Genomic DNA, 24,052 nt, shown 5'->3' on the forward strand with positions numbered 1-24,052 from the left:
CTCTCGCTGTCCCCCCTTCTCCCTCTCCTCACGTCAGAGGTGTTGCTTTGGATATGAACCAAGCACGATTGGCAATTCGTCAAGTCCAAGATCGTCCGGGAACGGCAGCAAAGATTTTTGGGCTGTTAGCACAACACAACGTTAGTGTAGACATGATTATTCAGTCCCAGCGCTGTCACGTAATAGATGGCATTCCTACACGAGACATTGCTTTCACCGTCGCCCGAATCGATGCAGAAGCTGCACAAAAAATGCTTCAGCAAAGTGCAGCCGAACACGGTTGGGGTGAAGTGGTTTTAGATAATGACATTGCCAAGGTCAGTATTGTAGGTGCTGGCATGGTAGGTCAACCAGGTGTTGCCGCTAAAATGTTTGAAGCCTTAGCAGAGCACAGAATTAATATTCAAATGATTGCTACCTCAGAAATTAAAATTAGCTGTGTTGTAGCACGTGAGGAAGGCGTCAAAGCTTTGCAAGCTATCCATGCAGCATTTGAGCTTGCGGGTACTGAAAGAATTCAAGTGCCAGCATAATCGTGCGATCGCTCTTAGGTGGAGCAAAATATTATTCTTATGGTGCAGGCGAGATGTTTACAAACAACCATCTCGCCCGTGCTATTTCCAGAATATAAGAAACGCGAGCAATACTTGGCGATTAAGCCTGAAAATACAAAAACACGTAGGTTGGGTTGAGGAACGAAACCCAACATTTACAGGCATTTGTTGGATTTCTCCACAGGTTTACCCAACCTACAAAAATTCTTACCCGAGCAGTATTGAGACCACCCTAGGATAACAAGGTTGACAAAAATTTATAATTTTTTAGTAGTAATTTTACGGTAATTTCATGTTCTAATTGTTTAATTGACAAATTACGTGGTACTGTTAGGTGTAATTCTCGTACATTTTCTAGTAATTTTTCAAATCAAATAAAATGTTAGGGCTAGATAAAGTATCAGTTTGTTTAAGGACAAGAATTTATTCAACCGTAAAATGGATGAATTGATATTCGTAAAATCCTAAAAACAAGCTTCAAAAATAGTTGTTGACTGGGACTAAAACAAACAGCCAAGTAATACAAGCTTCAAACTTTCTTGATGAAAAAAATAATTCCTAATTAACTGTTCACTGATTACTGGTCACTGGTCACTGATAGAGAGAAGTAGGGGGAAATTTTGAATACAAAAACTTTGCATCTGGAATGGTTCTCGAATGTCAAAGCAGATATGTTGTCGGGAATTCTAGTGGCTCTGGCACTTATTCCTGAAGCGATCGCATTTTCCTTCGTTGCAGGTGTCGATCCTACCGTTGGATTGTATGCCTCTTTTTCTATGGCTGTAGTCACGGCTATTGCAGGAGGAAGACCGGGATTAATCTCAGCTGCTACTGGCGCAATGGCATTGTTGTTAACCACGTTAGTTAAAGAGCATGGATTGGATTATTTATTTGCAACAACAATTGTTACAGGTATTCTCCAATGCCTGATTGGCTGGTTCAAATTAGGTCACCAAATCAGGTACGTCCCACGGGCTGTCATGAATGGCTTTCTTAACGCCTTAGCAATTTTAATTTTTGTAGCGCAGTTACGACATCTTGTAAATGTTCCCTGGCAAGTTTATCCAATGGTAGCAGCTGGTCTTGCCATCATATATGTCTTACCCCGGTTTACAAAAATCCTACCGTCACCATTAATCGCCATTCTTGTTCTGACAGCTATTTCTATTGTTGGTCATATTAATATTCCTACGGTAGGTGATATGGGTGAGTTACCCACAACTCTCCCGGTTTTGAGAATCCCTCAAGTACCGCTCAATCTTGAGACTCTGCAAGTGATACTTCCTTACGCAATCCCCTTGAGTGTAGTAGGTTTGCTGGAATCACTATTAACAGCATCAGTTTTAGACGAGCTCACAGACACTTCTAGTGACAAGAATAGAGAAGCTAGAGGTCAGGGAATTGCCAATATTATCACGGGGTTTTTAGGAGGAATGGCGGGGTGTGCCATGATTGGTCAATCGTTAATCAACATTAGAACTGGTGGGCGCACTCGTCTTTCGACCCTAAGCGCAGGTGTTTTCTTACTGTTTTTCATCCTAGTTATGGGTAACTGGGTCAAGCAAATCCCAATGGCATCATTAGTAGCAGTGATGATTATGGTTTGTATCAGTACATTTAGCTGGTCTTCCATTAAAACTTTACATTTAGTTCCAAGACATGAAATTGCCGTTATGGTTACAACCATTTTCATCACCTTAATTACCCATAACCTAGCCTATGGAGTCGTTGTTGGAGTCGCTCTCAGTGCAGTCTTGTTTTCACGTAATATTGCTAAAGTTGTCTTTGTTGATTCAGTTCTGGGTGTAGATGGGACTCATCGCATATATAGCGTTGCTGGGCAATTGTTCTTCTTATCAACGGACAGCTTTCTAGCAGCATTTGACTTTAAAGAAAACTTAGATCGTGTCAAGGTTGACCTGAGCCATGCTCACTTATGGGATCAAACAGCAGTCGCCGCCATTGATAAGGTTGTCCTCAACTTCCGCCGCAATGGTATAGAGGTAGACTTGGTAGGGTTGAATGAAGCAAGTGCTACATTAGTCAATAAGCTTGCCATTCACAACAAATCCGGCAATGCTGCTACTCAACCAGGTTTAACCCAATAATCATTGAATAATTATTTAATAATGTTAAAAGGAAAATATTTATTAAATATATGTCATATGCCCCCTCGTACTGGAAGATAGCAGCACTATTATTTATAGGAGTCGTTGGAATTTCTACAGCAGCAATTTTTGTTAGATTATCGACAGCTACAACTGGTTTGGATAGTATTGGTTTTAGTGTTTTTTTAGCGGCTTCTCGATTAACTATATCTTCCCTGATAATGATTCCATTATGGAAAGGTATATCTAAAGTTGAAATTCAACGTGGTGCAATTACTTACTCTCTTGTTGCTGGTATTTGTCTGGCTTGCCACTACGTAACTTGGTTTTTATCTCTCTCTTACACAACAATAGCAGCCTCAACAACTATTGTTACTAGTAATCCAATATGGGTTTGTTTATTTTCATGGATTTTATTTAAAGAAAAATCTTCGCGTTTTACAATATTAGGTGTTGCTTTTGCGTTATTAGGTGGTTTGTTAATCGGTTATGATGGAACCCTATCTGAAGTACAAGAAAAAAATCAACTATTGGGATACTTTCTAGCTCTAATTAGTTCCTGGGTATATAGCATTTATTTTTTAGCAGGTTATGAAGCTCAACGTCAAGGTTTAAGTACTGCTCATTACGCTGTCATTGTATATGGTGCATCTGCATTAGTTCTTCTTCCATTTCCTTATTTTTTGAAAACCGGATATATTGGTTATCCATTAATTGTTTATTTTTATTTGTTGCTAATGGCAATCTTGTCACAGGTTATTGGTCAAACCTGTTTAAATTGGTCGTTACGCTGGATATCTCCTGTTATTGTTACATTAGCGGTTATGTTTGAACCTATTTTTTCAGCTATACTTGCATATCTATTTTTTCGTGAAGTGCCTAGTCTTCTTGTGTTCATTGGTGGAACAATTTTACTTTTTGGAGTTGCAATTGCAGCGATTAACTCAAAGTAAATTTTCTTATATAGCAATCCTACTCGAGTTTCAAACATATAGTATTTTTATACTAAAAAAGAGGTGTGAGGTAATACAATGAAGAACTTTTTATTAGAACTCCAGGAAAAGGCAGAAAAAATTAGCGTTTTAACAGCATTTATCGAAAGTAATTCAGATGGGCGAGAACTGCAAAGCGCTTTTTCTGGTTGGTGGCGGTGCAATTGTATGGATTTACCGCCATCCCATGGTTCAGTGGACATGGAATGCGATCGCCCACTCATTTAATTGTGGCAATCTCTCAGCTTCACAGTCCATTTCTCATAATCAGAGTTGCCTCTGACACGAGCTGATAATCATTGTGAAGCAATACCCAAAAAGCGTAGCCCGATCCCCAATGACTGATTGGACAAGCTAGTTTTATAAGGGGAATGTTACACATTGTGACAGTTCCCTAATTTCTTTAAGAAACGTTGCGGCTCTTAAACACATTTGTTAACTTGAATTTGTGGATGAAACCAATTAATGAGGATTTATACTCACAGGAGGTTGAATCATGTCAAGTTCAATGATGGCAGTTGTAGCAGTGCTAATCCTGGGCTGGATTCTAGCTTCTACTATTGGGACTTGGGCTTATTTTGCTAATCAGCCTAACAAAAATGAGCGGTAATCTTTCGGATGCGTGAAGAAGGCAGTGGGCGCTAACGAAACGTGAATCAAGACAGAACGTAAAACCGGAATTCAAACACAAAAGAAGAGAACGAAAGAATTTGTAGTATGCGCTCCGCGCACGCTACGTGAACGGAATTCGTAATTATGGAATAAAATTGACTTTTTTCATCAATAAATTGAGGTCTACCTTAATTTATCCATAATTAATTCCGTAATTCATGAATTTTTCATTACGGATGAAGAATCGCGATCGCGCATTTGGGCTTCAGTCCCTTAAGACAATGCGTGAGTATCCATATGCGCCCACTGCCTTTCGTATCTTAGATTCGGTGGTTTTGTTTTTCTAAGCGATTTTTCTTCCCAAGATCCTACGCTAACCCAAGCTTTCCAAAAATTGACTGGAAACACGTTGATATAGACGCCACTCTCATGATAGGTTAATTGACTCAACTAACGATCTAATCAACGACTCACCCCTGTAGTGTAGAAATTATTCGTTAAATTGTGGTCATCTGTTCGTCTCTTTTGTTTTCTCTATATTTTTGTAGGAATTTATACTCTTACAAACATGGGTTTAAGCATGACATTTGTTGAAGTGTTTATCCTAAAACTTGTCTTACTATTTCCTAATCGCTCATTAACTGATACTAAGGTAACTTCCAGACTTGAACCTGTGGGTTTATGCGCTTATACGTACTCGATAGTTTCCACTATTTTATGTAATCGACGTATCAGCCTACTTGCGATTTACTACGCTGTGTAGTATTTATAATGGTACAGAGGTAGACTTGGTAAGATTGAATGAAGCAAGTGCTACATTAGTCAATAAGCTTGCCATTCACAGCAAATCCGGCAATGCTGCTACCCAACCAGTCCATTAACTGTGTTTTAGCAGTCTTACAATCGTGAACGTAAAATTTTAGTGTATTTAGTAAGTCGGCGCACATAACAATCCCAGGACTTATGCATAGCCCTCCTTTACAAGGTTTGGGTAGAGTGGGGTAAAACTTGAGCTGACTAAGCTACGTAAGAAACAACTCTTTGATTCCTGTACTACCAATTTCTATTGCTAACGCTGCTAACAAGAAACCCAAAAGCTGAGTAATAATTACCTCTCCTTCTGAGCCAATCCATTTATCAATCTGATTTGATAAACGTAAAATCAACCAACTTAGAAACATTGCTCCCACAATACCTCCAATGACGCTGAGGTGAGGGCTAGGAGATTCAGACATGAGTAACATCACTGTTGTCAGAGTACCCGGTCCTGCTAGCAATGGCAAAGCTAATGGCGTAATTGCAACATCGCGATCGCGATCGATAATTGGTGTATCCAAATCTCCTTGGAGCATTTGTAAAGCAATTAACAACAACAACAGTCCCCCTGCTACTCGTAAAGACCCCAAACTGATATCCAAGTAACTTAAGATAAATCTGCCACCAAAGGCAAAAACTAAAAGAACTGCAATTGCGACTAAAACAGCTTTATCTACAACTTTGTTTCTGCGGTCTGGTTCCATACCTTTAGTTAAAACCAAGAGTATGGGTATGTTGCCTATGGCATCTGCAAGCACAAAGACAGCAAGAAAGGTTTTAAGCAGAATAGACGTGTCCACAGTAAATAGCTTAAACCAGGTTACTCTCACAAAGGTACTTGAATGAGGAGCGCTTTTACTCAATCTATAGGTTAAGAAATTACCTTGACAAAATATGCCATAGTTAGTATTGCTAGGACATCACTAAATCAAGGAATGAGAACACTTCATTTCCCCCTACCATTACCTTCTGGTTTATGAATATACCCATGCAGCACCAGTTTGCCACTTAAGAATGTCACCTCTTCAGGCTCACGGGTAAGTACTAACTCTTCAGATCGGGTTTCAACTGAGCTTCCAACAAATGGAACAGTCGCAAGTAAAAGCGATCCAAGAGTCCGAAGTCGTTGAATGAAAATAATTTTAAAAATGCTCATTTGCTTACCAGAAGAAAGGTAGAGAGCAGAGAATAAAAGGAAAGATTCTCAGGGCATGAACAGGCGATCGCAGTTTTGTCTTGAGTGCTTTGCAACCTTTTCTCTGGCATATCTCCCAAAGATTGTATGACACTTGTTGACTCGCTAGCTAAATCAAAATCAGGATCGGCTATTATTAAAGATGTATTCGCAGTATGTTTTGTCTGAACTTTAGAGCGAAGAATATCCCGTCCAACTCCTAGATATGAGATAGTGTATTTATCTATAAGGAGATGTTTGCCTGTCTCATTTAGTGGTAATGTTTGAAACGGCACTAGATTGATGTTTCCATCTGGTGCAATTATCAAGTGTTTGTAGCCGCTGACTCCCTTAAGAATTGGCTGAAAAAGTGTTTGACTAAGTTGGATAGCTGTTTTGGAAGCGTTTGGTGTAATTTGGGACTCAGGTAAAGACAAGTCTTTTTGCCACCCCCAATGTTTTTTTAGTAGAATCGGATACCTGTGAATGAAAGACTTGAATTAAATTATCAATGGGTTCTACTTCTCCTAAATCAATCGTTTGTACTGCATCTGGTTGCTCAGATGGTAAAATGAACGCTAGATAACGAGGAGGATGCCATTGTTGATCCCCCTTAGCCCGAACTGCCTGAAAGTCGAAAAAATCGAAGCGGACGAATTCAATTAAAATCGAATGGCTTGGTAATGCCTCAGCTACCGCATAACGGTTGGGAAGTTGCTCGGCTAGTTGAATTTCTGGAACTTCTGATGCGAGTTGCTTTTGTAGGTTATTATGTTGCTCTTCAAGTTTTGCTAACTGTTGTTGATACGCAGTGAAATCGCGGATTCGAGACGCGGAGAAAGTCAAGGTGACTAACTGCGCGTTCAACTCACCCAGTTGACGAAACTTGTCCTGAAGATGAGGATAGCGATCGCTATAAAGGGCTTGATTTTGGGCTGCAAGTGAAGTACTTGTCAGAGCTTTGCGTTTCAGCACAAAATCCAATGCTTGCTGCTTGGCGCTATCTGAGTCCAACAGATGGTTGTAAATTAATGAGAGAAACAAATCAAAATTGCCTCGAAGTTTCTCAATCAACGCGAAGCGATCGCTATCGGAACTGAAGGCAAATACTCTGCTAATTAACTTGTCATTAATATAACTTGCTTGAACACGGTAAGACAAAGCCTCAGCAGGGCGATTTCTAACCGTTAATACAGTTGCAAGATGATTCAAACTTTGTGCAACATCTGGATGTTCTTCGCCTAGTAGCCGTTTCCTGAGTTCCAAAGCTTCTGAGTATTTCCGTTCTGCTTGCAAATAGCGCCCTAGCGAAAAATCTATTGTTGCCACATTATTTAAACTGCGAGCCACATCAGGATGCTCGTCTCCATACAAGCTTGTTCTCATAGCAAAGGCTTCTATCTGTTTTTTTTCTGCTTCTAAATAGCGTCTCTGCTCTTTGTAATGTCCTGCTAGATTATTTAAAGTTGATGCAATATAGGGATGCTTATCACCTAGCAATTCTTTCAAGATTTCCAAGGCTTGCAGATAGTTTTCTTTTGCTTGGGAGTAACGTCCTAGCGAATCATACAGTACTGCTAAGTTATTTAAGCTGACAGCCATATCATGATGTTTTGAACCCTGCAAATGTTTTATTTTATCGATAGCTTCTAAATGCTTATTTTCTGCATCTTGATAACGTCCCTGAGACTCATAAAGAGCAGCAACTTAGAACCTACTGGGAGAGTTGCACGATATAAAATCACCTACATCTTAAGAGGTGAGCAATGGGGAATACTGCCAAAATACGCGATACTAGCAATTAAATAAGGAGAACAGCATATGACCACAAATCAACCAACCATAGAAGAACGCTACCGCAGGTTAGAAACTTTATTTGTCAATGTCGGCGAAAAAGTTGTAGAGCATGACGAAACAATCAAGCAGCATAACGGTAACATTGATGTACTGGTAGCGAACATTCAGCAATTGACCGAAAACGTTGCCGCAGTAAGCCAAAGAGTAGACGCGGTAAGCCAAAGAGTAGACGCAGTAAGCCAAAGAGTAGATTCCTTAGCCCAGCAAGCAGCAATTGACCGCCAAGCTTTTGGTGAACGAATGGATCGCCTAGCAGCCGAAGCAGCACAGGACAGGCAGCAAGCAGCAATTGACCGCCAAGAATTACGTAATTCAGTTAATCAAATACTCAATTACTTGCGAGATCGCAACGGTGGTAGCAGTCCGCCACCGCAAATTTAAAAACTGGCAATCCAATGAGACTAAGTTGCTCGCCTCCTAAAACAGGAATGTTGAATTCCTGTCCATCTATACATACCTTTCCCTGATAAATATTAAACCGCGCTTCCCCCTGAGCTGTTCGCATCAATTGTTCACTATCGACCAATATCCAGCCCAGAGTTTCTGCTTCTTCATTATTCATAGCTAACCAGTCTGTAAAACCTGTATCTAACATGGCATTAACTTCAATAGGCTCACCCTCAGTGTCAATTAAATCAATAATGAAAAACAGTTTGCCTTCATCATCAAACTCGCCTTGAATCATATTGTACCGCAGACCCCGGTCTCATTTAGACGAAAGATAAAAGACCGTTTGTGTGGATATGTCTGACAACTGTGTAACAACAGATTGTCCCTATTTGGGGCAATGATATAATCCCCAGTATCTGGTTCAATAGAAATAAACCAGTTGTAATGCTGTGACATCAACTCAGGGCTTAATTTCTCAAAAATCACATAACAACACTGATAAAACGCTTCAGATTCAGCTTGCCGTTTTAATTTTTCCTCCAGAGATAATTTGTGTCCTGGAAGGGTTCTTCTCTGCTGTAATTTTTTCTTAGAAGATATTGCTGTCATTTGGTTTATCTATATTTTTACGTTCTGAAATCAAATTTATCAAAAAAAGTTTTACGGTGCTTGTAACAAACATTTGTCTTTCTTTAAGTTGAGCATGTAGCTCATTTAGAATTATTGCAACTTTTGCACTTCCATTTCAGGTAATCCAGTAAGTTGGCTAACTTGTGTGATTGACATTCCTATCTCAAGTAAATTTCGCACTACCTGTAGCAATTGCTCTGCTGCTTGTTCTGCCCTTATGCGTTCTTGTTCTGCTCTGGTGCGTTCTTGTTCTGCTTGCTCCAAAGCTTGTTCTTTCTCCGCCCGTTCTTGTTCTGTATCCGTTGGTATCCAGTTGCCATCAGCATCATACCAGCGCAACCACAGGAGAGTAATTCCCCTAAACTCACCATGCCACAAACCTAGCCCAATTTCTAGTTCGGCAATCCAAATCCGGGGATTCTCATGGTCGAGTGGCTGTTCTTGATATTGCCCACCCATCAATCTAAAGAATCGTACCCGATTTGTATAGCGACTGAATACAATGTAGTAAGGTACGTCTAGAAGTTTCTCGTACACTTCCCACTTAGAGGGTAGTGTAGTTTTCTTCACCAACCCATTTTGACTGTCTGAGGAATGTAACTTTCCACTCACTTCAGGTTGAACTGACAACAACATATCCGGTTCTGATTCAGCGTAGACACCAAGATCTTCTTTTTCAGTACTGGGAGAGAGAAGTTCAACAACAACAAAAGGACTTTTTTGTTCTTGCCAAACCACGTAGCTTCTTCTTAAATCTTCCTCAGGGTGTAGGCGCGGTACACCCTGAGCCAAAAACCAGTCGGGGCGTTTGTGCCACTCGGTCTGCTCCACATCATAGTAAAGATTGAGATTTGTACCTGTAAAGAATCGGTCTGTTATGTAGTTCTTGAGGCGCAAGCTACGACTCAAGAGTGCGGGTTGGAGGTGATGAAATTCGTCAGGCAAACCGGGTTCCTCCGGATCTTCACTTTTGAGATCGCACATTGTTGGCAGAGTTTGCCAAGCAGGTAAGGGCGGATCTGTTTGTGAAGCGGGGAAGAGATTCATCACCTCGGTACGCGAATAGGCACTTGCTCTGCTTATATATTAATGAGTTGGACACCATAGCAAATTTAAGGTACAAGATTTAACTGTGCTGTTTGCACGCTAGATACGTGAGTGTCGGGAAACAGCCCAACGCACTGCCTTGCTTTTGGGTTTTAGCGTGAGACAAAAGATTCCCAATCATTCGACTATATAATTTTTTTGGGAGGGTAGTATGGCTTTCAGTAATTATAAAACAATAAGTGAAGTTCTTATAGAATTTCGCATTACCTATGCAGAATCTAATTTTCTTGGAGAAATCGAGTTTAATATCTCTGACTATTTTCGAGAAGATTTACAAATAATGATGAGGGACGGTGTTGTTGATAATTCAGAATTTGCTATTTGTGAAAATCTAGTTTATCCAGTCCTTAAAGAAGTTTGGAAATGCTATCGCAGTCAGTTCATTCTTTGGAGTCATCATTCTTTAAATTATGACGAGAAACTTTCAGGTTTTCCAGAGTATATTTTAGCAAGAAAATCTCCTTTAGGAAAAGTAGTGTTTGATAAGCCATATTTCATTTTGGTGGAGGCAAAACAGGACAATTTTGAAGCCGCTTGGGCGCAATGTCTAGCAGAAATGATTGCTGCCCAAAGACTTAATGGGGAAATGCAAATAGTTATCTATGGTATCGCTTCTAATGGCGATCGCTGGCAATTTGGCAAGCTAGAAGCAGATGTTTTTACTAGAAATATCACTTTTTACACAATTCAAGAGCTAGAGAAATTGTTTGCTGTTGTTAATTACATATTTCAACAGTGTGAAATGCAGCTAAACAATCTCAGTCTCTAGCGACGAAAACTGGTGTCTATTCTTTGCGTAACTTCTCCCCGTTCTACCTTCACCAAGTTATCTCTTGCAGCAATGGTAAGGTACAGTGAAATTTCACAATCAACAGCTGCCATGACCATCGCCGCCGATAAAGTTTTAGTTCCACCCGTGTAATCAGCCATAATCTCATGACTGGTTTCTTGCTGCAAATTGAGGATGCGATCGCGAATTTTGGAATAGCATTCGCCTAAGTCGTCTGGATTTTGCACGAGAATTAAATCCCGTTCTGGTTGAAAGCGATCGCCTAACCCCACCTGTGTGGGAATATTGGGTAGTCTTTCGATAACTTCTGCACCCCGACGCACCTCGCAGGGAGTTCCCTCACCTATGACTTGTGACTTGCTACCCTTTTCGCCATCCGAGGCGATGAATATTACTCGATCGGGTTGTAAACTGTGGATAGCGGTGATGATGGGTTGGAAGGAACCACCGATGGTGACAAAAAGGATTTTTGGCATGAGTTTCTATTCATTTGGTAATAATTGGTTTCCTAATTGTAAAAGTCTAGGATATAAAGACTCTACTTTTTGTTTAAGATTATTTGCTGTTTGAGCTTGAGTTTTCATACCTACATGAGCTATATCATTTCTTATTTCAGTTATCGCACTCCAAAGCTTCGCAAGTTCATTAGCTTCCGGCAAAGATTCAAACATTTCATCACAACGCCCAGGTGTAATTTCTCTTGGATTTTTTTTTAGCTTTTCTGATGCATTATTTAATGCTATTTCTACATATTTCCGACCTTGTGAATGATTTAATATATCTTCATTAAATTTGAAAGCTAAGACAGATACTATCCATTCGCGTGCTAAAGTAACTGACTGAACAATTTGTTGTCGTTCGAGATACCACTCGATCATTTTTAATTGTCGGTGCATATTCTGAGGTATCTGTGACTGTTCGCTTGGTTTAAGAAGTGCGAACTGTCCGTATTCTTTTACTATTTTTTCAGTCAAAAGATTAAAAGGCTGTGCTTTTTGAGCAAAACTAGGAGTAGCTTTTGCTAAATTTTCTTCTAATTTTGTCGCCAATGTCATTGTTTCTAAAGGTCTTGTAATAGCCAATGCGATAGATATTGCTTCTATAGTCTCTGCTGCTAGCTTCAAATTAGCTTTTAGTTTTCTAGCTTCTAAATTATGACTGAGTTCTTCATTGCTTGGTATTTTTGCTTTCAGTAAATTAGCTACTAACTGCCCATCTCCTGTTTCTACAAATCTATTTGTAGCAGTTAGCCAATCTAACAATTCAAGAGCAGGAGTTAAATCAACTATAGGTGTTTGTAGCTGATTACGCTCAAACGCTGCATAATAAATGCTTTTTACAGTTACAGCTTTTGCTTTTTGTAAAAATGCTGTTGCTAGAAAAGCTAAAAATGGAATTGAGCGAAAAGCATGAGTGATATCAAATATAATTTCTGATTCTGATTCTACAGAATTTACAACTGCATCAAATAACTGCCAAAAATCTTCTTCGCCTTGTCCTGAATTTATTTGAACAGATTCAACAGATATATTATTTAATTGGATAAGATTTGTTTGTAACTTCTTCCAGTTTTCATGTTGTTCTGCTTGTGGAGTAAGAAATATGGTGACTTTTTGTATACTATTAAACTTTAATAATGCTTCTACAACATAAGGTGATTTTAGTAACGATTGATTTTTCCAAGTAAATTCTGTTGTCTCTAAATTAAAAACTCCTAAAAATGTTAACAGTTGCATTTAAATTTACCTCTCTTTCATTAAATTTGTTTGTCCCATCCCCAAGCGTGTCTTAATTCCTGTTCCTGCAAACTGAGCATATTGCACTAACAAATCCGCTACATTTGCTAGTAAAGAATCTGCACGGTTAAAAATTTGCAGCGTTACATCACCCACAAATCCATTTACGTATCCCTTTTGTAGTTGCCATTTACGTGTTTGAATTTTGTGATGTTTGAGAAGAACTGCATTACTTAAATAAGCAATTAATTCATCGCCACCTAAATAAACAGGTGCAAAGTTATTCCAACGTTCCAACCAGCTTCGGAACATTAATGTTGGTATAGGTAGAGGTAACGCGCTCCCACCTTGGGCAAAAGCGGTGGGTGTTGTAAACTGCAAATCAAAACGTCGAATTGCCTCTGGTTCGTTGGCTACTAAATTGGTATAAAGTTCTTCGTAGCTAGCAATTTTATCTTCGCGATTAATAATATTAAACTTAGCACCTAGAAATTCTAGTGATTCTCCTAAATTAAGTAAGGATATGGCTTTGGCTGTATGTTCTTGTAAACCACACAGTGATAATTGATAAAATTCTTCCGGTTGAAACGTGAAAAAATCTTGTGAAGGAATGTATAAACCACAAATGGTAGAAAAAGATGTAGATGGAATTTTCTCTAATCCTACTTCTATGTTTAATTTGTTATGTAATAGTTTTACCAGTTCTAAATGATAGGAACGAGGTAATACTGTGATATCGAATACTATTAATGTCCAAGTTGAGCGAATTAGCATTATTTAAAATGATAATTAAATTTTGATAAATAACTTAACCAGAATATCTTAACTTTATCGCTCAGTCAGATAAAGTAATATCTAATAATTTTAGAACTTCTATCGGATAATCACACTGATTTACCACAGCCTTTCTTGCCCACCAACTAGCACAAGTATGTGTTCTATTTTCTTCTTTAATGCGTTGCACTACAGCAACTTCGGATTCAGGGTTGCCGCGCTTATTGCGACAACAAATATCATAGACACAACGACTATAAACTGCCCATATCACAGCAATTCCTATATGTCCATGACATAACCATCGAACAACTTTAAAATCAGCTTGTTCAATAATTTGATGCCAGTATTGATATCTGGTGATTATCTTTTTTGCTTCTTCTTGACAGAAGTTTTGGTCAGTTATAAAATTTTCTTCCCAAGAATTAAACAAAATTTGAACATTGTTGGACGCAACAAGAATATTTAACATTTGCCAACTAACACTGCATTTAATTCGTTTTAATATACCTAATTCATGACCTACTAAACTTACAGAACAAGCTAGACGAATTGTTGAATCTATAAGTTGTTTAAACAAATACAAAGCGTCATCAAACCATTCAGCAGCTGAAAGGTCTCGCAAAGGGTCTCGAAGAATCGAAAAATCAAAAAAATAATTTTCCATTGAATGTCCTCTTGACCATACAAGTTGACCTTGAACTTTATGTAAATTGAGATTGTCTTGAATAGTATCACTAATATCAAAGTCTCTAAATTCGCGGTCAACAAAACCAACTAACTTATGATTATAGGGTTCATTTGTAAGGCTTTGACATATTGCTTCAACTTTTTGACGATTTCCTATTGCATTATCGAAATTAATCAAATCTTCAGCGCTATCTATATCAATCTTATTTTTTTGACTATATAATTCATCTAAAAGTAATTTAAAAAGAATTTTATCCTCTTTACCCTCAACTAATAAACGCTTTTTGTTGCTCATTCTTATTAAATTTCTATAATCACTTGGTTTATAAGTAAAATTACTCATCATCAATCTCCTCAATCTTCATCTGTTATATTAATATCTAAATTTCTAATTCATTTTCCGTACTATTATCTTCAAGATATTCAAAAATTTTTTCTATATCACTATCTTTATACCAATTATTTTTATTAGTAGGTTTTAAGTTTAATTCTTGTAAACAATCCTCATAATCTGCTCCTACTGTTGGAGAATGTGTACAAGCTATAATTTGATGATTGGGCAATTGTTCAGACATTTTTTGAAGTAGCTCTCTTTGCCAGTCAATATGAAGTGATATTTCTGGTTCGTCAATCAAAACTAACTGTTGTTTACTCATATTAGTAGCTGCGTATATCAGAGTAATAATTTGTCTTTCTCCAGATGACAAAGCACTTAAACCATTATACAAAGAATCATCTTCAAACCGAATTTGAATTAATGAATTGATAGAGTTTAAATTTTCTGCATAAATAATTTGTTTACCTTGTAAAAAATAATTAACCGCTGATAAATAAGATTTAATTCCTGAGAATGACTTTTCTAAAGTATTAAAAATTTGCTTAAGAGAATCTCGATAGACAGACAAAACAGCGACAACTTGTCTGGAATCGGTATCATAAGATTTAATACCATTTATTATAGTGCGAAGTTGTGAATCAACTCCTGTAGGAGACATCGATTCTTCTTTAAGCGGATAATCTTGAATGTTTTTAGAAAGTATTTTAGTAATTGCGATACGTCGTCTTCCCAAAATAAGCTTATAAGGTAGTGACTAGTCAATGTGTCTGGATGTTCAACTACCGATTGCCAATCTGAAGGTATATCGTTCCATTCAACTTTAAATCGACCAGCACCACTTGAACGTTCTCCTCCCAATCCCTCTTCACCTAGGAGTTTTAATGCATCCTCTAAGCGTGTTGCTAGTTCTACATCATCTTGATGAAAGTGTAGTAAAAAATATAATCCTGATAAACTTTGGATACTGTTGCCATTTTGATTCCATTCAAAGTAGACAAAAGCAGTATGATAGAGGTTTGTTGCTCGTGTATTCCGGTCTACCGCAATTTTGGGAACTTTCTCAATTTTAAAAGCTTGTTTGTAATCAAAAGTACCTTCAGCATCAAGATTACCTCCCTTAGCTCCATTCGTTCTAGCTATGAGTTCCTGCCGATCTGCTGATGTAAATCCCTCGCCTTGATACCATCTTTGCCAAACTTTAAGTGGTAAGTAATTCAGTTTTTTGTAAGTCTTGAAAAATTCTAAATCATTGTCTTGAGGGTAATTGACAGGAAACTTGAGCGGACGTGGGAGATAATAAATTGTACCTTTGTCAGTTTCGCGGTAAATAAAAGTTGAACTTATTCGTATTGCTGGAAGCGCATCGTCATGAAATCTGTTAAATAAAGCATCAATTTCATTCGGATATAATCGGGCAAAACTACTCATCCAAGCACTAAACAATGTATCAGAATGTACTCTTTCAGTGGTTGATTCCATCCCGATACCTAATTCCCCAAAATGTGCGGGACAACGCTCAAATTTAAGTTTAATCAGTTTCCAAGTTGCCATACTCTTACTGTCTGTGTGTCTGTCAGTTTTCGTTGAGCGTATTTAGATTAATTGCTATTTCCCTCTGCTGGTGGTAACCGTCGCAGAATATCATCACGCAGACGCACAAAGTTATCAAGCAACGCTTGAGTGTCAGCAACGGGTTCGATTGTTGTTATCTCTGAACTACCACCTGGAGTGCTAGTAATGCGACGATACTGGTCTAAGCTACGGTATGAAAAATTAAAGCCCTGAAATTTAACTTTGCCGTAACCGCGAGAACCGTGTCCGCCCAGTGCATCATCTTCGAGAATGGCAAGTGCGATCGCAATATTTTGTAAATCCTCTATAGCTTGTTCTCTGTTTTCAACGGTGTAAACTAATTCAAATTGAAACTTCGACCCAGCCGGTACGCGTTCTAATTGACGCGGGTTAGCAGCAGCTGTGACACGGTCAATACCGTTTTCAAATTTCCACTCAGTCATAAATAGACCTGTGTCAATTTTCTTGAGTTGTTCAGCAGACTCAGGTAATAAATGACAGTCACGAATAATCAGACGTGCAGGACAGTTGCGTCCTTTAACTTTTATAAACTCTTTAACAACTTCTTCTGAATTAAGTTGTGTCCGGTCGTTGTCTACAAATCTGCCTGTTTTTGCTTCATCAACCCAAGCAATATAACGGGATGAAACATTTTGTACGCGTTCTAATGATTGTGATTCAAATTTATCTTTTTCTAGCCAACAGTTGCTACCACCAGTCGAACCGAAAAGTCGGGATATTGGACAAGTCTTTGCACCTTCATAACGTATTAATAACCTCTCAATTTCTGTAAATCCATCTTCTAAATCATCGCTTTCGTAACGATAAGTACCACTTCCTCCAGTCCGATTGAGGGGTTTGTTTAACAGTCGTTCCAAAATAGAGCGTAATTTGCCTTTGATGGATGAACCGGGAAGATAAGGATATTGCGTTAGAGGATCGCGAATCACAGGTTTATCAAGTCCACCAATATCTACAGTTTTCACCACCACCACCAATATGCAAGCCAGTTTCGACTACTAGGTGAGTGTTGATTGTCACTTTACCAAATAAAGGTTTTTGTTCGATTGATGCAGGCATTATTATTTTCCACCTTCTGCTTTATGATAGGCAATAATTGACTCAAGCAATTGAACCAGGCGTTCAAAATCTTCTTTACTATATACTTTATCGATGGCTGCTGACATCACATCATTTAATGGTCTAGCAGATCTTTGCCTAGCAGCAGCATAGGCTAATTTTGGTTTAAGGAGAACAACATCAGCTTCAATTTTAGTAAATAGTAATTCTGATTTTTTTAGAGCGGCTTGATTCTGAATTTTTTTCAGTTCGACTAGTAAATTTTGTTCTGAAATATTTTCCTTTTTCTTAATTTCCTTTTTTTCTTCATCAGCTTGATTTTGTATATTTTTTAACTCCCATAAAAGGATTTCATCTTCATCTTGCTGTGCTAGTTGAGCTTTTATCTGATTAATAGCATCTAAGAACTTCCGCACCTGATTAGTTTCCAATCTTTGTTGTTTGAGGTAGGGTCCAAATTTCTCAGCGTGTTTCACCAGGTCACGAATTGGGTAAGACTTGAGTCCTTCAGTCAAACCTTTAATAGTTGTAATAAGTTCATCAACAATTGTTTTTTGTGTACTGCTTTCTGTCATGGTTATAGCATTCCTAAATCATTTGTTAAAATAAATTAACCAAAGAGGTGCTCCAGAGCATAGAGAGAGGAATCAGAGATTTTCATGACTCCTACGCGGATTGCTATATGATGTTCTGTTTAAGAGTTCAATCCAAGTTGCAATGGCTCGAAAATATGGAGAATTGTATGGGTTTTTCAAGGAAGTACGAAAATCTCCATCCTTTAGCACATTCTGAGGTAATCGAGCCAGAGTATAAGCAATTTTGGGTAAGTGTAAATAGTAGCGTGTTTCCATCGCCTCCTTTGATTTTTGGTCTTCAAACTTTTTCATTACTTGCTCTTGTATTTGCGCTGTAATTAGCAGATTGCGAACAAAATTCGTGAATAATTTACTCCTATGTTCTCTTGTTCTAGTTTTAGAATAAAAGGTAGTACTCCTAAAAGCTTTGGCTTAGATTCTTCCTTAAGATAAGCTTTGATTTCTGAATTGACTAGGTTAATGTCATCAATTCCCAGCCACTCATCCCATTTAAAAACTTCACCAAATAAACCTAAACTATCTCTACCTTTTCCCTTTGCTGCTTCTTCTGCTTCACCTGATTCATTTGCAGCTTGATAGAGGGGAAATTTAGCATCAGCAATATTGATGCCTCCTGACAGAGTAATGTCTGGGTTATGTCCAGTGTAAGCACGAAAGCACTGATAGACATCAAAAGCGTATTCTACAACTTTGTTCCAGGCTCCACTGATAAAGAGGTCATCACCACCTGCATAGATAAATAGCAAAATTTGAGTTTTACCTTCTGGTAAAGATTCGCTAGTATTATAGCTATTTTGAGATGTTTCCTTTTGAGGTAACTGTTTGATATTTTTAGGTATATTTTGCTCTTTATGCTCTGCCAAGCTATTAAGATATACCTTGAAAAAATAACTCATTTGCCGGGAAAGCCCAGCTAATCGAGGTAATGTTTGGTTATCACCTAATCCCCTAGCAAAAATTTGTCCCAAACGGTCTACATCCATCCGTAAATAGCCAACTCTTTTTATACCACGAGCCAGTTCTGCCATTTCCTCAGCACGCATAAAACCTGTTTCTCCAGGTATTTGCGTCTTTATACCATACTTACCTAGCAGTAGAGGTGCAGAATTAAACTTACGAAAGTGACGAAATCTATAATGGTCTAATTCCCAGTCATTGACTAACAAAATTGTGTCTGCATCTGAATCTATTTGCTTCCAGTCGTCACACAGACGGTAGCGAACATTAACAGCAGATAATTCATCTTGGGGAGGTAGTTTTAACTGTATTTCATTCTTTCCAATTTCAGAAGCTTCTGAGAATTGCGATCGCAATATCGCATCAACTCGTAATAGCTGTCCCCCTAACTCATACATTCTCCGACATGTTCCGCAAGCTAGTACCGCACCTGGTTCTTTATTCAAGGGTTGTAAATTTTCTTCGTCATCCCGATGGCAAACCTGACAAGGTGTATGAGCGTAATATTTTCCTAGCAAGTGAGAAAGGTTAGTCAGCTGCTCGCCAAATTTCCGGGATTTCAAGACATCACCGCACAATGTAGCGATCGCAGTTGCATTTGCCATCAAACTTTTTCAGAAATAGTCTTCGAGCAAAACTTCCATCTAAATGTTGACAAATGGCAGCAGTCCATGATTCAACTGACAGGAATGAGTGAGGAGGAACTACAAAAGGGACTGCAACAGCGTCCTTTTGCTACCGTGCATCGTTCTCTCAGAGATGACCTCAAGCAACTTGTCCGCCTGGGTTGGTTGCAGATGACAGAGATGCAAAAGTATCGCTCTGTTTTAGTCCAAAATTTACCGACTCCCCCAACTCAAACAACCACGGAACTGAGCCTGTTTTCTCTAGATCTAGCACAAACATGGGAACTGCTGCAAATCTTAGAATCAATTTCCTTTGTACAGCCAAACTTATCGTTAATTATAGGAAAGTTGTGGGAGCAGATAGCAAGCTCTTCTGCCTCTAGAGGGCTATATGCCAAAGATCCGCATCAAAGAATATTCCTGCACCTAGACTATATCCTTTCTCCACAAATGCAAGACCGAGTTGATAATTACCAGGAACAGCTAGAACAGCTTTGGCGCAAACCCCCTGGTAGCGTAGTGCAGTTCGAGTATTGGATAGCAGCAACAGAGAACAAAGTCAAAGTGACAGTCTACCCAGTTTGCCTGCATTACCGACGCCGTGCTAAATACCTCAGTGCATACGGCACAGACCCCAATGGTAATATAGCATGGCACAACTACCGCCTAGACCGCATTGCCTGCGATCGCCTGCAAGTTCTGACATGGGACGATCCCCTTATTCCCACGGTATTAAAGCAGATGTGGCAAACAGGAAATTTACCCATACCATCATATGTTGATGCAGAACTGAAAGCTGCTTGGGGTTTTAATTTTTATCTTAAAAAAGAATTGCTCGTTCTCCGTTTTCCAACAGATTTTGCCAAGTGGTACGTGGAAAACACCACAAGACATCCTACCTTTTGTGAAGTTTCCTATGACCAACTCCCCAAATTAATTGCTCATAATATTTTCAACAAGCAAGAACAGCAACAGTTATTAGAAATTATCAGTCAGCGTTCGAGAGAAGATGCTTATTACCAAGCCTGGATACGAGACGGCGATATCAACGTCCTGATGCGCCTGCGAGAATGGCGACCAAAAGGCGAGGTTATTGCACCGTTATCTATTCGGCAACAAATGATAGCAGAAGCAGCACAAGAATTAGCGAATTATTCTGAAAAATAACAATGCCTCCACTCAAACACAACAAGAATACTCGTGTTTGTTGGGCTTTCCCTGTGGAGAAACCTCACAAATGCCTATAAATGTTGGGTTTCGTTCCTCAACCCAACCTACGTATTTTCGTATTTTTAGCCAAAACCTACACAGTATTGGAGCGGACATCCTCTTAATCTGGAACGATCACCTTATCTAAGCCCTCCTCTGCTTTCGGGTATTGTGGGTTCATTGCTTCTATTGTATCAGTAATTGTACGGGCGACCACTAGATTTCGATACCACTTTTTGTTAGCTGGCACTACGTACCATGGAGCATAAGCGGTTGAGCAATGATTAATTGCATCCTCAAAGGCTGTTTGGTATTCATCCCAAAACAAACGCTCTTTAATGTCACTATGAGAAAATTTCCAATGCTTATCGGGATTTTGTAACCGACTTTCCAACCGTCGTTTCTGTTCATCTTTAGAAATGTGTAGAAAAAACTTAATTATCTTAATCTTGTTAAGAGTCAGCATATACTCAAACTCATTAATAAGTTGATAGCGTTTTTCCCAAACCTCTTGAGGTACTAGCTGCTTGACTCTAACAATCAGAACATCTTCATAGTGAGAGCGGTTGAAGATGGAAATCATGCCTTGTTGTGGGACTCGGTGATGGTAACGCCAGAGAAAATCATGGCTTGATTCCTCTTGACTGGGTGTTTTGAATGACCACACCTGACAGCCTTGGGGGTTAATTCCGCTAAAAACGTGTTTGATTGTGCCATCTTTACCACCTGTGTCCATTGCTTGCAACACAATTAGCAGACTGCGCTGGTGTTCTGCATACAATCTCTCTTGTAAGTTCTGAAGGCGCTGGCGTTGGTATTCCAGTTCATCTTCAACATCTTTTTTGTTTTTGTAGTTTTCAGAGGCATTCGGATCGATTTTAGCTAAGACAATTGGTTTGTCTGGTCTAACTTGATAGCTAACATTGCTTGGTATATTCATAGCAATTCTCTTTATGTTGGAGCATTGATGTAGCAATCCTATTCAATTCATGAGATAACCGTAGGTAGGGAAGACAGCGCACCACTAAGACTTTTGTGCGGCAAAGCCCTACCTACTTACTTACTACTTAATTTAGGATTGCCATAGCATTATTTCTTAACCTTAAGGAATGTAAGCGATCGCTACCTCTGTCATTAGTTACTGGTCACTGTTAAAACTTAGGAACTCAGTTGTTAGGAATTCCGTCATTATACATAATTCAGTAAATTCTGTTGTTAACCCTCTTTAAGTAGTGGTTCTTAGGTAGGTCTCAGTTAAAAAGCAAACAAATATCATCCCCTTACTAAAATGCATCTCAATCAAATTTCTGCTTTACCTGTGGCTTTGTTTATCTCTGTGACGACAGTGGAAATGCATGTACCAATTGCCTCAGCAGAGGAAGTAAAACCTTTTGATTCTCCCTTACTGATATCTCAAAGGTATAGGGAAAGACGTACAATCCGAGCGGTATCCGGACCAGATGACCAAGGACGCTGGCGGTTCAACAAACCCAGCGGTGTTTCTAGTGACGAAATGCGAGCACAGGGTTGCGTCGATGTTGGGTCAAATAATGCACAACGCTGGCGCTGTCCTCGTGACACAATTCGGCTAGAAATTTACAGTGGGGATTATGACGATCGCTATAATGACCGATATGACAGGGACCGCTATGATGACCGATACGATCGCGGAGGTTCTTACACCCAAAGGCTGCGAGCGGTATCAGGTCCAGATGACCAAGGGCGCTGGCGGTTTTACAAGCCAAATGATGTTTCCGATGACGCCATGAGAGCACAAGGCTGCGTTAATGTTGGAACACAAATACCTTGGCGCTGTCCGAGTGACAGAATTCGGGTAGAAGTTTTTGATAGAGAATCTGGCGGTCGCTACGATGACCGATACGATAGACGACCCTATGAAAGACGCGTGTTGCGAGCAGTATCCGGACCTGATGACCAAGGACGCTGGCGTTTCTATAAGCCAAATAACGTCTCTGATGATGCTATGCGAGCGGAAGGTTGTGTCTATGTTGGAGCAAGAAATGCCCAACCTTGGCGCTGTCCTCGCGAGAGAATTCGGGTTGAAGTTGGTCTTTGATAACAGTTATTAGGTTATTTCTGTAAATATATGCGAAGGCATATATTTTTTTGTATTTTCTTGATAATAGACATTTAAGAAAAAAAATGTAGAGACTAGCATGGCTAGTCTTTACAAGGATTGTACTCAAATTCAGTTATTCAGGTGCAGAAAACGAGCATTGTATGGTTTTAATGATACATTGCACCAATGATGAGCGTAACAACGATTGGAATAACAATGGGGATAGCAACAATCAGCCCCCATTTACCAAATCGAATTTCTTGTCCTTCTGATTTTAGGAAAGCTATCAAAGCTGCTACTCCCATAAAGAGCCATATACACCCGAAAGCAATAAATATAACAAATACAGAGTCTTGCATATAGTTAAACCATTAATACATTTAATTGCTACTTGTATTTTATCAGTCACAGAGATTTGTCTTGACCTGTCTCCTTCATATTTCTGTGAATTGCTAGTGTTCACCAGGCAAGATAGACTATTAAAAAAATATTAATTTTGTAGTAGCAATTTCAATACTTGTCGGTTAAGCCTAAAAACGCGAAAACACGTAGGTTGGGGGACCACAAAAAGTGCTCTGGTTTCCAGAGTTGAGTGAAGTGGCGTTTGAGGAACGAAACCCAATATTTACAGACATTTGTTGGGTTGAGGAACGAAACCCAACCTACAATTTCCGAAAGCCTAATACAAAAGTTTTAGTTTTCCTTACAAGCAAAGGCGATTAGCTCACAAGCCAACCGCCATAAACTGATTACCTTATGTGAGAAACCTTAATTACCACCAGAGGTAACAGCTTTGTAGTGCTGAGCTGTTACTTCGCCCTTCGCATACCAATTACCATTTTTGTCTTGACCGTACTGGTTGCGAACGCTGTTCCAAGCAATTTGACGCGCACCCTCTTCGCTGATACCGTCGCTTTGAGCAGCATTGAAAGCAGCAACGAAAATCTGCTGGGCTTCTTGGGGTAATTGTTCTCTTATGTCTTGCGCTAATTCATCAACTTTCATCTATTCTCTCCTATTCTCTAGCTTTGGTTTCATCGTATAAAGTCAGAAGATAAATTTTCCTCTTTCTGAAAGTAGAGATAAAGAATGACCATACTTTCGGTAGAGAGTTAGTGGTTGGTTGTTAGTTGATAGTTGATAGTGGATAGTTGTGAGTAGGTAGGGTGGCATTGCCGGATAAAAGCTCTGTATGGTGGGCTGTCTTCCCTACTAACCACTAACCACTAACCACTAACCACTAACCACTAACAACTAACAACTAACAAATAACAAATAACAAAAAACAAAAAACAAAAAACAAAAAAAAAAAAAAATATAGAATAAAGCAATAAAACTAAATATACAAAAAGAAAACATAACAAT

At 39.0% G+C, this 24,052-nt stretch carries 29 protein-coding genes; 8 read left to right on the forward strand and 21 right to left on the reverse strand.

The annotated features are described in order from the left end of the window. The 4 genes from F7734_RS50180 to F7734_RS50195 all read left to right on the forward strand — a co-directional run. A partial coding sequence (locus F7734_RS50180; RefSeq protein ID WP_155751785.1) for an ACT domain-containing protein occupies window positions 1–533 on the forward strand: 533 nt, incomplete at its 5' end. Between the two features lie 692 nt (window positions 534–1,225). Further along, window positions 1,226–2,662, forward strand: coding sequence for a SulP family inorganic anion transporter (locus F7734_RS50185; protein ID WP_155751806.1), 1,437 nt, complete (start codon window positions 1,226–1,228; stop codon window positions 2,660–2,662). 50 nt (window positions 2,663–2,712) lie between these two features. Then, entirely contained in the window at window positions 2,713–3,615 is a 903-nt protein-coding gene (locus tag F7734_RS50190; RefSeq protein ID WP_155751786.1) for a DMT family transporter, read from the forward strand. Window positions 3,616–3,693: 78 nt separating this feature from the next. Next, window positions 3,694–3,882, forward strand: a complete 189-nt coding sequence (locus F7734_RS50195; protein ID WP_155751787.1) for a hypothetical protein — start codon at window positions 3,694–3,696, stop codon at window positions 3,880–3,882. A gap of 1,406 nt (window positions 3,883–5,288) precedes the next feature. On the opposite strand, the gene F7734_RS50200 is transcribed toward F7734_RS50195, so the two are convergent. From F7734_RS50200 to F7734_RS50215, 4 genes are all read right to left on the reverse strand, one after another. Beyond that, window positions 5,289–5,882, reverse strand: coding sequence for a MarC family protein (locus F7734_RS50200; RefSeq protein WP_166482655.1), 594 nt, complete (start codon window positions 5,880–5,882; stop codon window positions 5,289–5,291). A gap of 146 nt (window positions 5,883–6,028) precedes the next feature. Further along, on the reverse strand, window positions 6,029–6,238 hold the full coding sequence (locus F7734_RS50205; protein WP_155751789.1) for a hypothetical protein: 210 nt from the start codon (window positions 6,236–6,238) through the stop codon (window positions 6,029–6,031). Continuing rightward, on the reverse strand, window positions 6,235–6,693 hold the full coding sequence (locus tag F7734_RS50210) for a CHAT domain-containing protein (RefSeq protein WP_155751790.1): 459 nt from the start codon (window positions 6,691–6,693) through the stop codon (window positions 6,235–6,237). The genes F7734_RS50205 and F7734_RS50210 overlap by 4 nt, the downstream gene beginning before the upstream one ends. Further along, window positions 6,680–7,900, reverse strand: a complete 1,221-nt coding sequence (locus F7734_RS50215; RefSeq protein WP_347566424.1) for a tetratricopeptide repeat protein — start codon at window positions 7,898–7,900, stop codon at window positions 6,680–6,682. The genes F7734_RS50210 and F7734_RS50215 overlap by 14 nt, the downstream gene beginning before the upstream one ends. A gap of 177 nt (window positions 7,901–8,077) precedes the next feature. On the opposite strand from F7734_RS50215, the gene F7734_RS50220 reads away from it, so the two are divergent. Continuing rightward, on the forward strand, window positions 8,078–8,494 hold the full coding sequence (locus F7734_RS50220; RefSeq protein WP_155751792.1) for a hypothetical protein: 417 nt from the start codon (window positions 8,078–8,080) through the stop codon (window positions 8,492–8,494). On the opposite strand, the gene F7734_RS50225 is transcribed toward F7734_RS50220, so the two are convergent. The 3 genes from F7734_RS50225 to F7734_RS50235 form a co-directional block, all read right to left on the reverse strand. Continuing rightward, on the reverse strand, window positions 8,442–8,798 hold the full coding sequence (locus tag F7734_RS50225; RefSeq protein ID WP_207714402.1) for an aspartyl protease: 357 nt from the start codon (window positions 8,796–8,798) through the stop codon (window positions 8,442–8,444). The genes F7734_RS50220 and F7734_RS50225 overlap by 53 nt on opposite strands. Continuing rightward, window positions 8,795–9,112: a hypothetical protein gene (locus F7734_RS50230; RefSeq protein WP_155751793.1), complete on the reverse strand. Its 318-nt coding sequence runs from the start codon at window positions 9,110–9,112 to the stop codon at window positions 8,795–8,797. Before F7734_RS50230 ends, F7734_RS50225 begins: the two co-directional genes overlap by 4 nt. A gap of 111 nt (window positions 9,113–9,223) precedes the next feature. Next, complete coding sequence (locus tag F7734_RS50235) at window positions 9,224–10,180, reverse strand: Uma2 family endonuclease (RefSeq protein WP_243147512.1); 957 nt, start codon at window positions 10,178–10,180, stop codon at window positions 9,224–9,226. A gap of 211 nt (window positions 10,181–10,391) precedes the next feature. On the opposite strand from F7734_RS50235, the gene F7734_RS50240 reads away from it, so the two are divergent. Continuing rightward, window positions 10,392–11,009, forward strand: a complete 618-nt coding sequence (locus F7734_RS50240) for a hypothetical protein (RefSeq protein ID WP_155751794.1) — start codon at window positions 10,392–10,394, stop codon at window positions 11,007–11,009. Here F7734_RS50240 and F7734_RS50245 read toward each other — a convergent pair. The 11 genes from F7734_RS50245 to cas10 form a co-directional block, all read right to left on the reverse strand. Then, complete coding sequence (locus F7734_RS50245) at window positions 11,006–11,506, reverse strand: hypothetical protein (RefSeq protein WP_155751795.1); 501 nt, start codon at window positions 11,504–11,506, stop codon at window positions 11,006–11,008. The two genes, F7734_RS50240 and F7734_RS50245, sit on opposite strands and share 4 nt — an antisense overlap. 6 nt (window positions 11,507–11,512) lie before the next feature. Further along, complete coding sequence (csx2, locus tag F7734_RS50250; protein ID WP_155751796.1) at window positions 11,513–12,766, reverse strand: TIGR02221 family CRISPR-associated protein; 1,254 nt, start codon at window positions 12,764–12,766, stop codon at window positions 11,513–11,515. Window positions 12,767–12,772: 6 nt separating this feature from the next. Then, window positions 12,773–13,540 carry a CRISPR system precrRNA processing endoribonuclease RAMP protein Cas6 gene (gene cas6, locus F7734_RS50255; RefSeq protein WP_155751797.1) on the reverse strand — a complete coding sequence of 256 codons (768 nt, stop codon included), beginning with the start codon at window positions 13,538–13,540 and terminating at the stop codon, window positions 12,773–12,775. Window positions 13,541–13,601: 61 nt separating this feature from the next. Continuing rightward, window positions 13,602–14,576, reverse strand: a complete 975-nt coding sequence (locus F7734_RS50260) for a DUF4435 domain-containing protein (RefSeq protein ID WP_155751798.1) — start codon at window positions 14,574–14,576, stop codon at window positions 13,602–13,604. A gap of 34 nt (window positions 14,577–14,610) precedes the next feature. Beyond that, window positions 14,611–15,225 (reverse strand): AAA family ATPase, encoded by a 615-nt coding sequence (locus F7734_RS50265; protein WP_155751799.1) that lies wholly within the window; start codon window positions 15,223–15,225, stop codon window positions 14,611–14,613. Further along, window positions 15,186–16,118, reverse strand: coding sequence for a type III-A CRISPR-associated RAMP protein Csm4 (gene csm4 / locus F7734_RS50270; protein WP_155751800.1), 933 nt, complete (start codon window positions 16,116–16,118; stop codon window positions 15,186–15,188). The genes F7734_RS50265 and csm4 overlap by 40 nt, the downstream gene beginning before the upstream one ends. Window positions 16,119–16,165: 47 nt before the next feature. Further along, window positions 16,166–17,125 carry a type III-A CRISPR-associated RAMP protein Csm3 gene (gene csm3 / locus F7734_RS50275; protein ID WP_347566423.1) on the reverse strand — a complete coding sequence of 320 codons (960 nt, stop codon included), beginning with the start codon at window positions 17,123–17,125 and terminating at the stop codon, window positions 16,166–16,168. Next, a complete protein-coding gene (locus F7734_RS65805; RefSeq protein ID WP_279239854.1) occupies window positions 17,097–17,219 on the reverse strand; it encodes a hypothetical protein in 123 nt (40 codons plus the stop codon). Before F7734_RS65805 ends, csm3 begins: the two co-directional genes overlap by 29 nt. Before the next feature lie 2 nt (window positions 17,220–17,221). Further along, window positions 17,222–17,794: a type III-A CRISPR-associated protein Csm2 gene (gene csm2 / locus F7734_RS50280; protein ID WP_155751801.1), complete on the reverse strand. Its 573-nt coding sequence runs from the start codon at window positions 17,792–17,794 to the stop codon at window positions 17,222–17,224. A gap of 72 nt (window positions 17,795–17,866) precedes the next feature. Further along, entirely contained in the window at window positions 17,867–18,106 is a 240-nt protein-coding gene (locus F7734_RS64650; protein ID WP_243147514.1) for a hypothetical protein, read from the reverse strand. A 26-nt stretch (window positions 18,107–18,132) separates the two neighbouring features. After that, window positions 18,133–19,377: a type III-A CRISPR-associated protein Cas10/Csm1 gene (gene cas10, locus F7734_RS50285; RefSeq protein WP_243147515.1), complete on the reverse strand. Its 1,245-nt coding sequence runs from the start codon at window positions 19,375–19,377 to the stop codon at window positions 18,133–18,135. Between the two features lie 66 nt (window positions 19,378–19,443). On the opposite strand from cas10, the gene F7734_RS50290 reads away from it, so the two are divergent. Further along, a complete protein-coding gene (locus F7734_RS50290; RefSeq protein ID WP_243147516.1) occupies window positions 19,444–20,565 on the forward strand; it encodes a TIGR03985 family CRISPR-associated protein in 1,122 nt (373 codons plus the stop codon). Window positions 20,566–20,728: 163 nt separating this feature from the next. On the opposite strand, the gene F7734_RS50295 is transcribed toward F7734_RS50290, so the two are convergent. Then, complete coding sequence (locus F7734_RS50295; RefSeq protein ID WP_155751802.1) at window positions 20,729–21,547, reverse strand: polyphosphate kinase 2 family protein; 819 nt, start codon at window positions 21,545–21,547, stop codon at window positions 20,729–20,731. Window positions 21,548–21,895: 348 nt separating this feature from the next. On the opposite strand from F7734_RS50295, the gene F7734_RS50300 reads away from it, so the two are divergent. Continuing rightward, a complete protein-coding gene (locus F7734_RS50300) occupies window positions 21,896–22,684 on the forward strand; it encodes a hypothetical protein (RefSeq protein ID WP_155751803.1) in 789 nt (262 codons plus the stop codon). 170 nt (window positions 22,685–22,854) lie between these two features. Here F7734_RS50300 and F7734_RS50305 read toward each other — a convergent pair whose 3' ends face one another. Both F7734_RS50305 and F7734_RS50310 read right to left on the reverse strand, forming a co-directional pair. After that, window positions 22,855–23,046: a hypothetical protein gene (locus F7734_RS50305; protein ID WP_155751804.1), complete on the reverse strand. Its 192-nt coding sequence runs from the start codon at window positions 23,044–23,046 to the stop codon at window positions 22,855–22,857. Window positions 23,047–23,455: 409 nt separating this feature from the next. Beyond that, the gene (locus tag F7734_RS50310; protein WP_155751805.1) at window positions 23,456–23,692 is read right to left on the reverse strand and encodes a ChaB family protein; all 237 of its coding nucleotides are present in this window, start codon (window positions 23,690–23,692) and stop codon (window positions 23,456–23,458) included. Window positions 23,693–24,052 lie beyond the last annotated feature (360 nt).

The sequence above is a fragment of the Scytonema sp. UIC 10036 genome (assembly GCF_009725235.1).

Bases quoted from the DNA above. Each gene is read 5' to 3' on its own strand.
- F7734_RS50185 (WP_155751806.1), top strand. From the start codon at position 1,226: ATGTTGTCGGGAATTCTAGTGGCTCTGGCACTTATTCCTGAAGCGATC.
- F7734_RS50190 (WP_155751786.1), top strand. From the start codon at position 2,713: ATGTCATATGCCCCCTCGTACTGGAAGATAGCAGCACTATTATTTATA.
- F7734_RS50195 (WP_155751787.1), top strand. From the start codon at position 3,694: ATGAAGAACTTTTTATTAGAACTCCAGGAAAAGGCAGAAAAAATTAGC.
- F7734_RS50205 (WP_155751789.1), bottom strand. From the start codon at position 6,238: ATGAGCATTTTTAAAATTATTTTCATTCAACGACTTCGGACTCTTGGA.
- F7734_RS50220 (WP_155751792.1), top strand. From the start codon at position 8,078: ATGACCACAAATCAACCAACCATAGAAGAACGCTACCGCAGGTTAGAA.
- F7734_RS50225 (WP_207714402.1), bottom strand. From the start codon at position 8,798: ATGATTCAAGGCGAGTTTGATGATGAAGGCAAACTGTTTTTCATTATT.
- F7734_RS50230 (WP_155751793.1), bottom strand. From the start codon at position 9,112: ATGACAGCAATATCTTCTAAGAAAAAATTACAGCAGAGAAGAACCCTT.
- F7734_RS50235 (WP_243147512.1), bottom strand. From the start codon at position 10,180: ATGAATCTCTTCCCCGCTTCACAAACAGATCCGCCCTTACCTGCTTGG.
- F7734_RS50240 (WP_155751794.1), top strand. From the start codon at position 10,392: ATGGCTTTCAGTAATTATAAAACAATAAGTGAAGTTCTTATAGAATTT.
- F7734_RS50245 (WP_155751795.1), bottom strand. From the start codon at position 11,506: ATGCCAAAAATCCTTTTTGTCACCATCGGTGGTTCCTTCCAACCCATC.
- csx2 (WP_155751796.1), bottom strand. From the start codon at position 12,766: ATGCAACTGTTAACATTTTTAGGAGTTTTTAATTTAGAGACAACAGAA.
- cas6 (WP_155751797.1), bottom strand. From the start codon at position 13,540: ATGCTAATTCGCTCAACTTGGACATTAATAGTATTCGATATCACAGTA.
- F7734_RS50260 (WP_155751798.1), bottom strand. From the start codon at position 14,576: ATGATGAGTAATTTTACTTATAAACCAAGTGATTATAGAAATTTAATA.
- F7734_RS50265 (WP_155751799.1), bottom strand. From the start codon at position 15,225: ATGTCTCCTACAGGAGTTGATTCACAACTTCGCACTATAATAAATGGT.
- csm4 (WP_155751800.1), bottom strand. From the start codon at position 16,118: ATGGCAACTTGGAAACTGATTAAACTTAAATTTGAGCGTTGTCCCGCA.
- F7734_RS65805 (WP_279239854.1), bottom strand. From the start codon at position 17,219: ATGCCTGCATCAATCGAACAAAAACCTTTATTTGGTAAAGTGACAATC.
- csm2 (WP_155751801.1), bottom strand. From the start codon at position 17,794: ATGACAGAAAGCAGTACACAAAAAACAATTGTTGATGAACTTATTACA.
- F7734_RS64650 (WP_243147514.1), bottom strand. From the start codon at position 18,106: ATGAAAAAGTTTGAAGACCAAAAATCAAAGGAGGCGATGGAAACACGC.
- cas10 (WP_243147515.1), bottom strand. From the start codon at position 19,377: ATGGCAAATGCAACTGCGATCGCTACATTGTGCGGTGATGTCTTGAAA.
- F7734_RS50290 (WP_243147516.1), top strand. From the start codon at position 19,444: ATGATTCAACTGACAGGAATGAGTGAGGAGGAACTACAAAAGGGACTG.
- F7734_RS50295 (WP_155751802.1), bottom strand. From the start codon at position 21,547: ATGAATATACCAAGCAATGTTAGCTATCAAGTTAGACCAGACAAACCA.
- F7734_RS50300 (WP_155751803.1), top strand. From the start codon at position 21,896: ATGCATCTCAATCAAATTTCTGCTTTACCTGTGGCTTTGTTTATCTCT.
- F7734_RS50305 (WP_155751804.1), bottom strand. From the start codon at position 23,046: ATGCAAGACTCTGTATTTGTTATATTTATTGCTTTCGGGTGTATATGG.
- F7734_RS50310 (WP_155751805.1), bottom strand. From the start codon at position 23,692: ATGAAAGTTGATGAATTAGCGCAAGACATAAGAGAACAATTACCCCAA.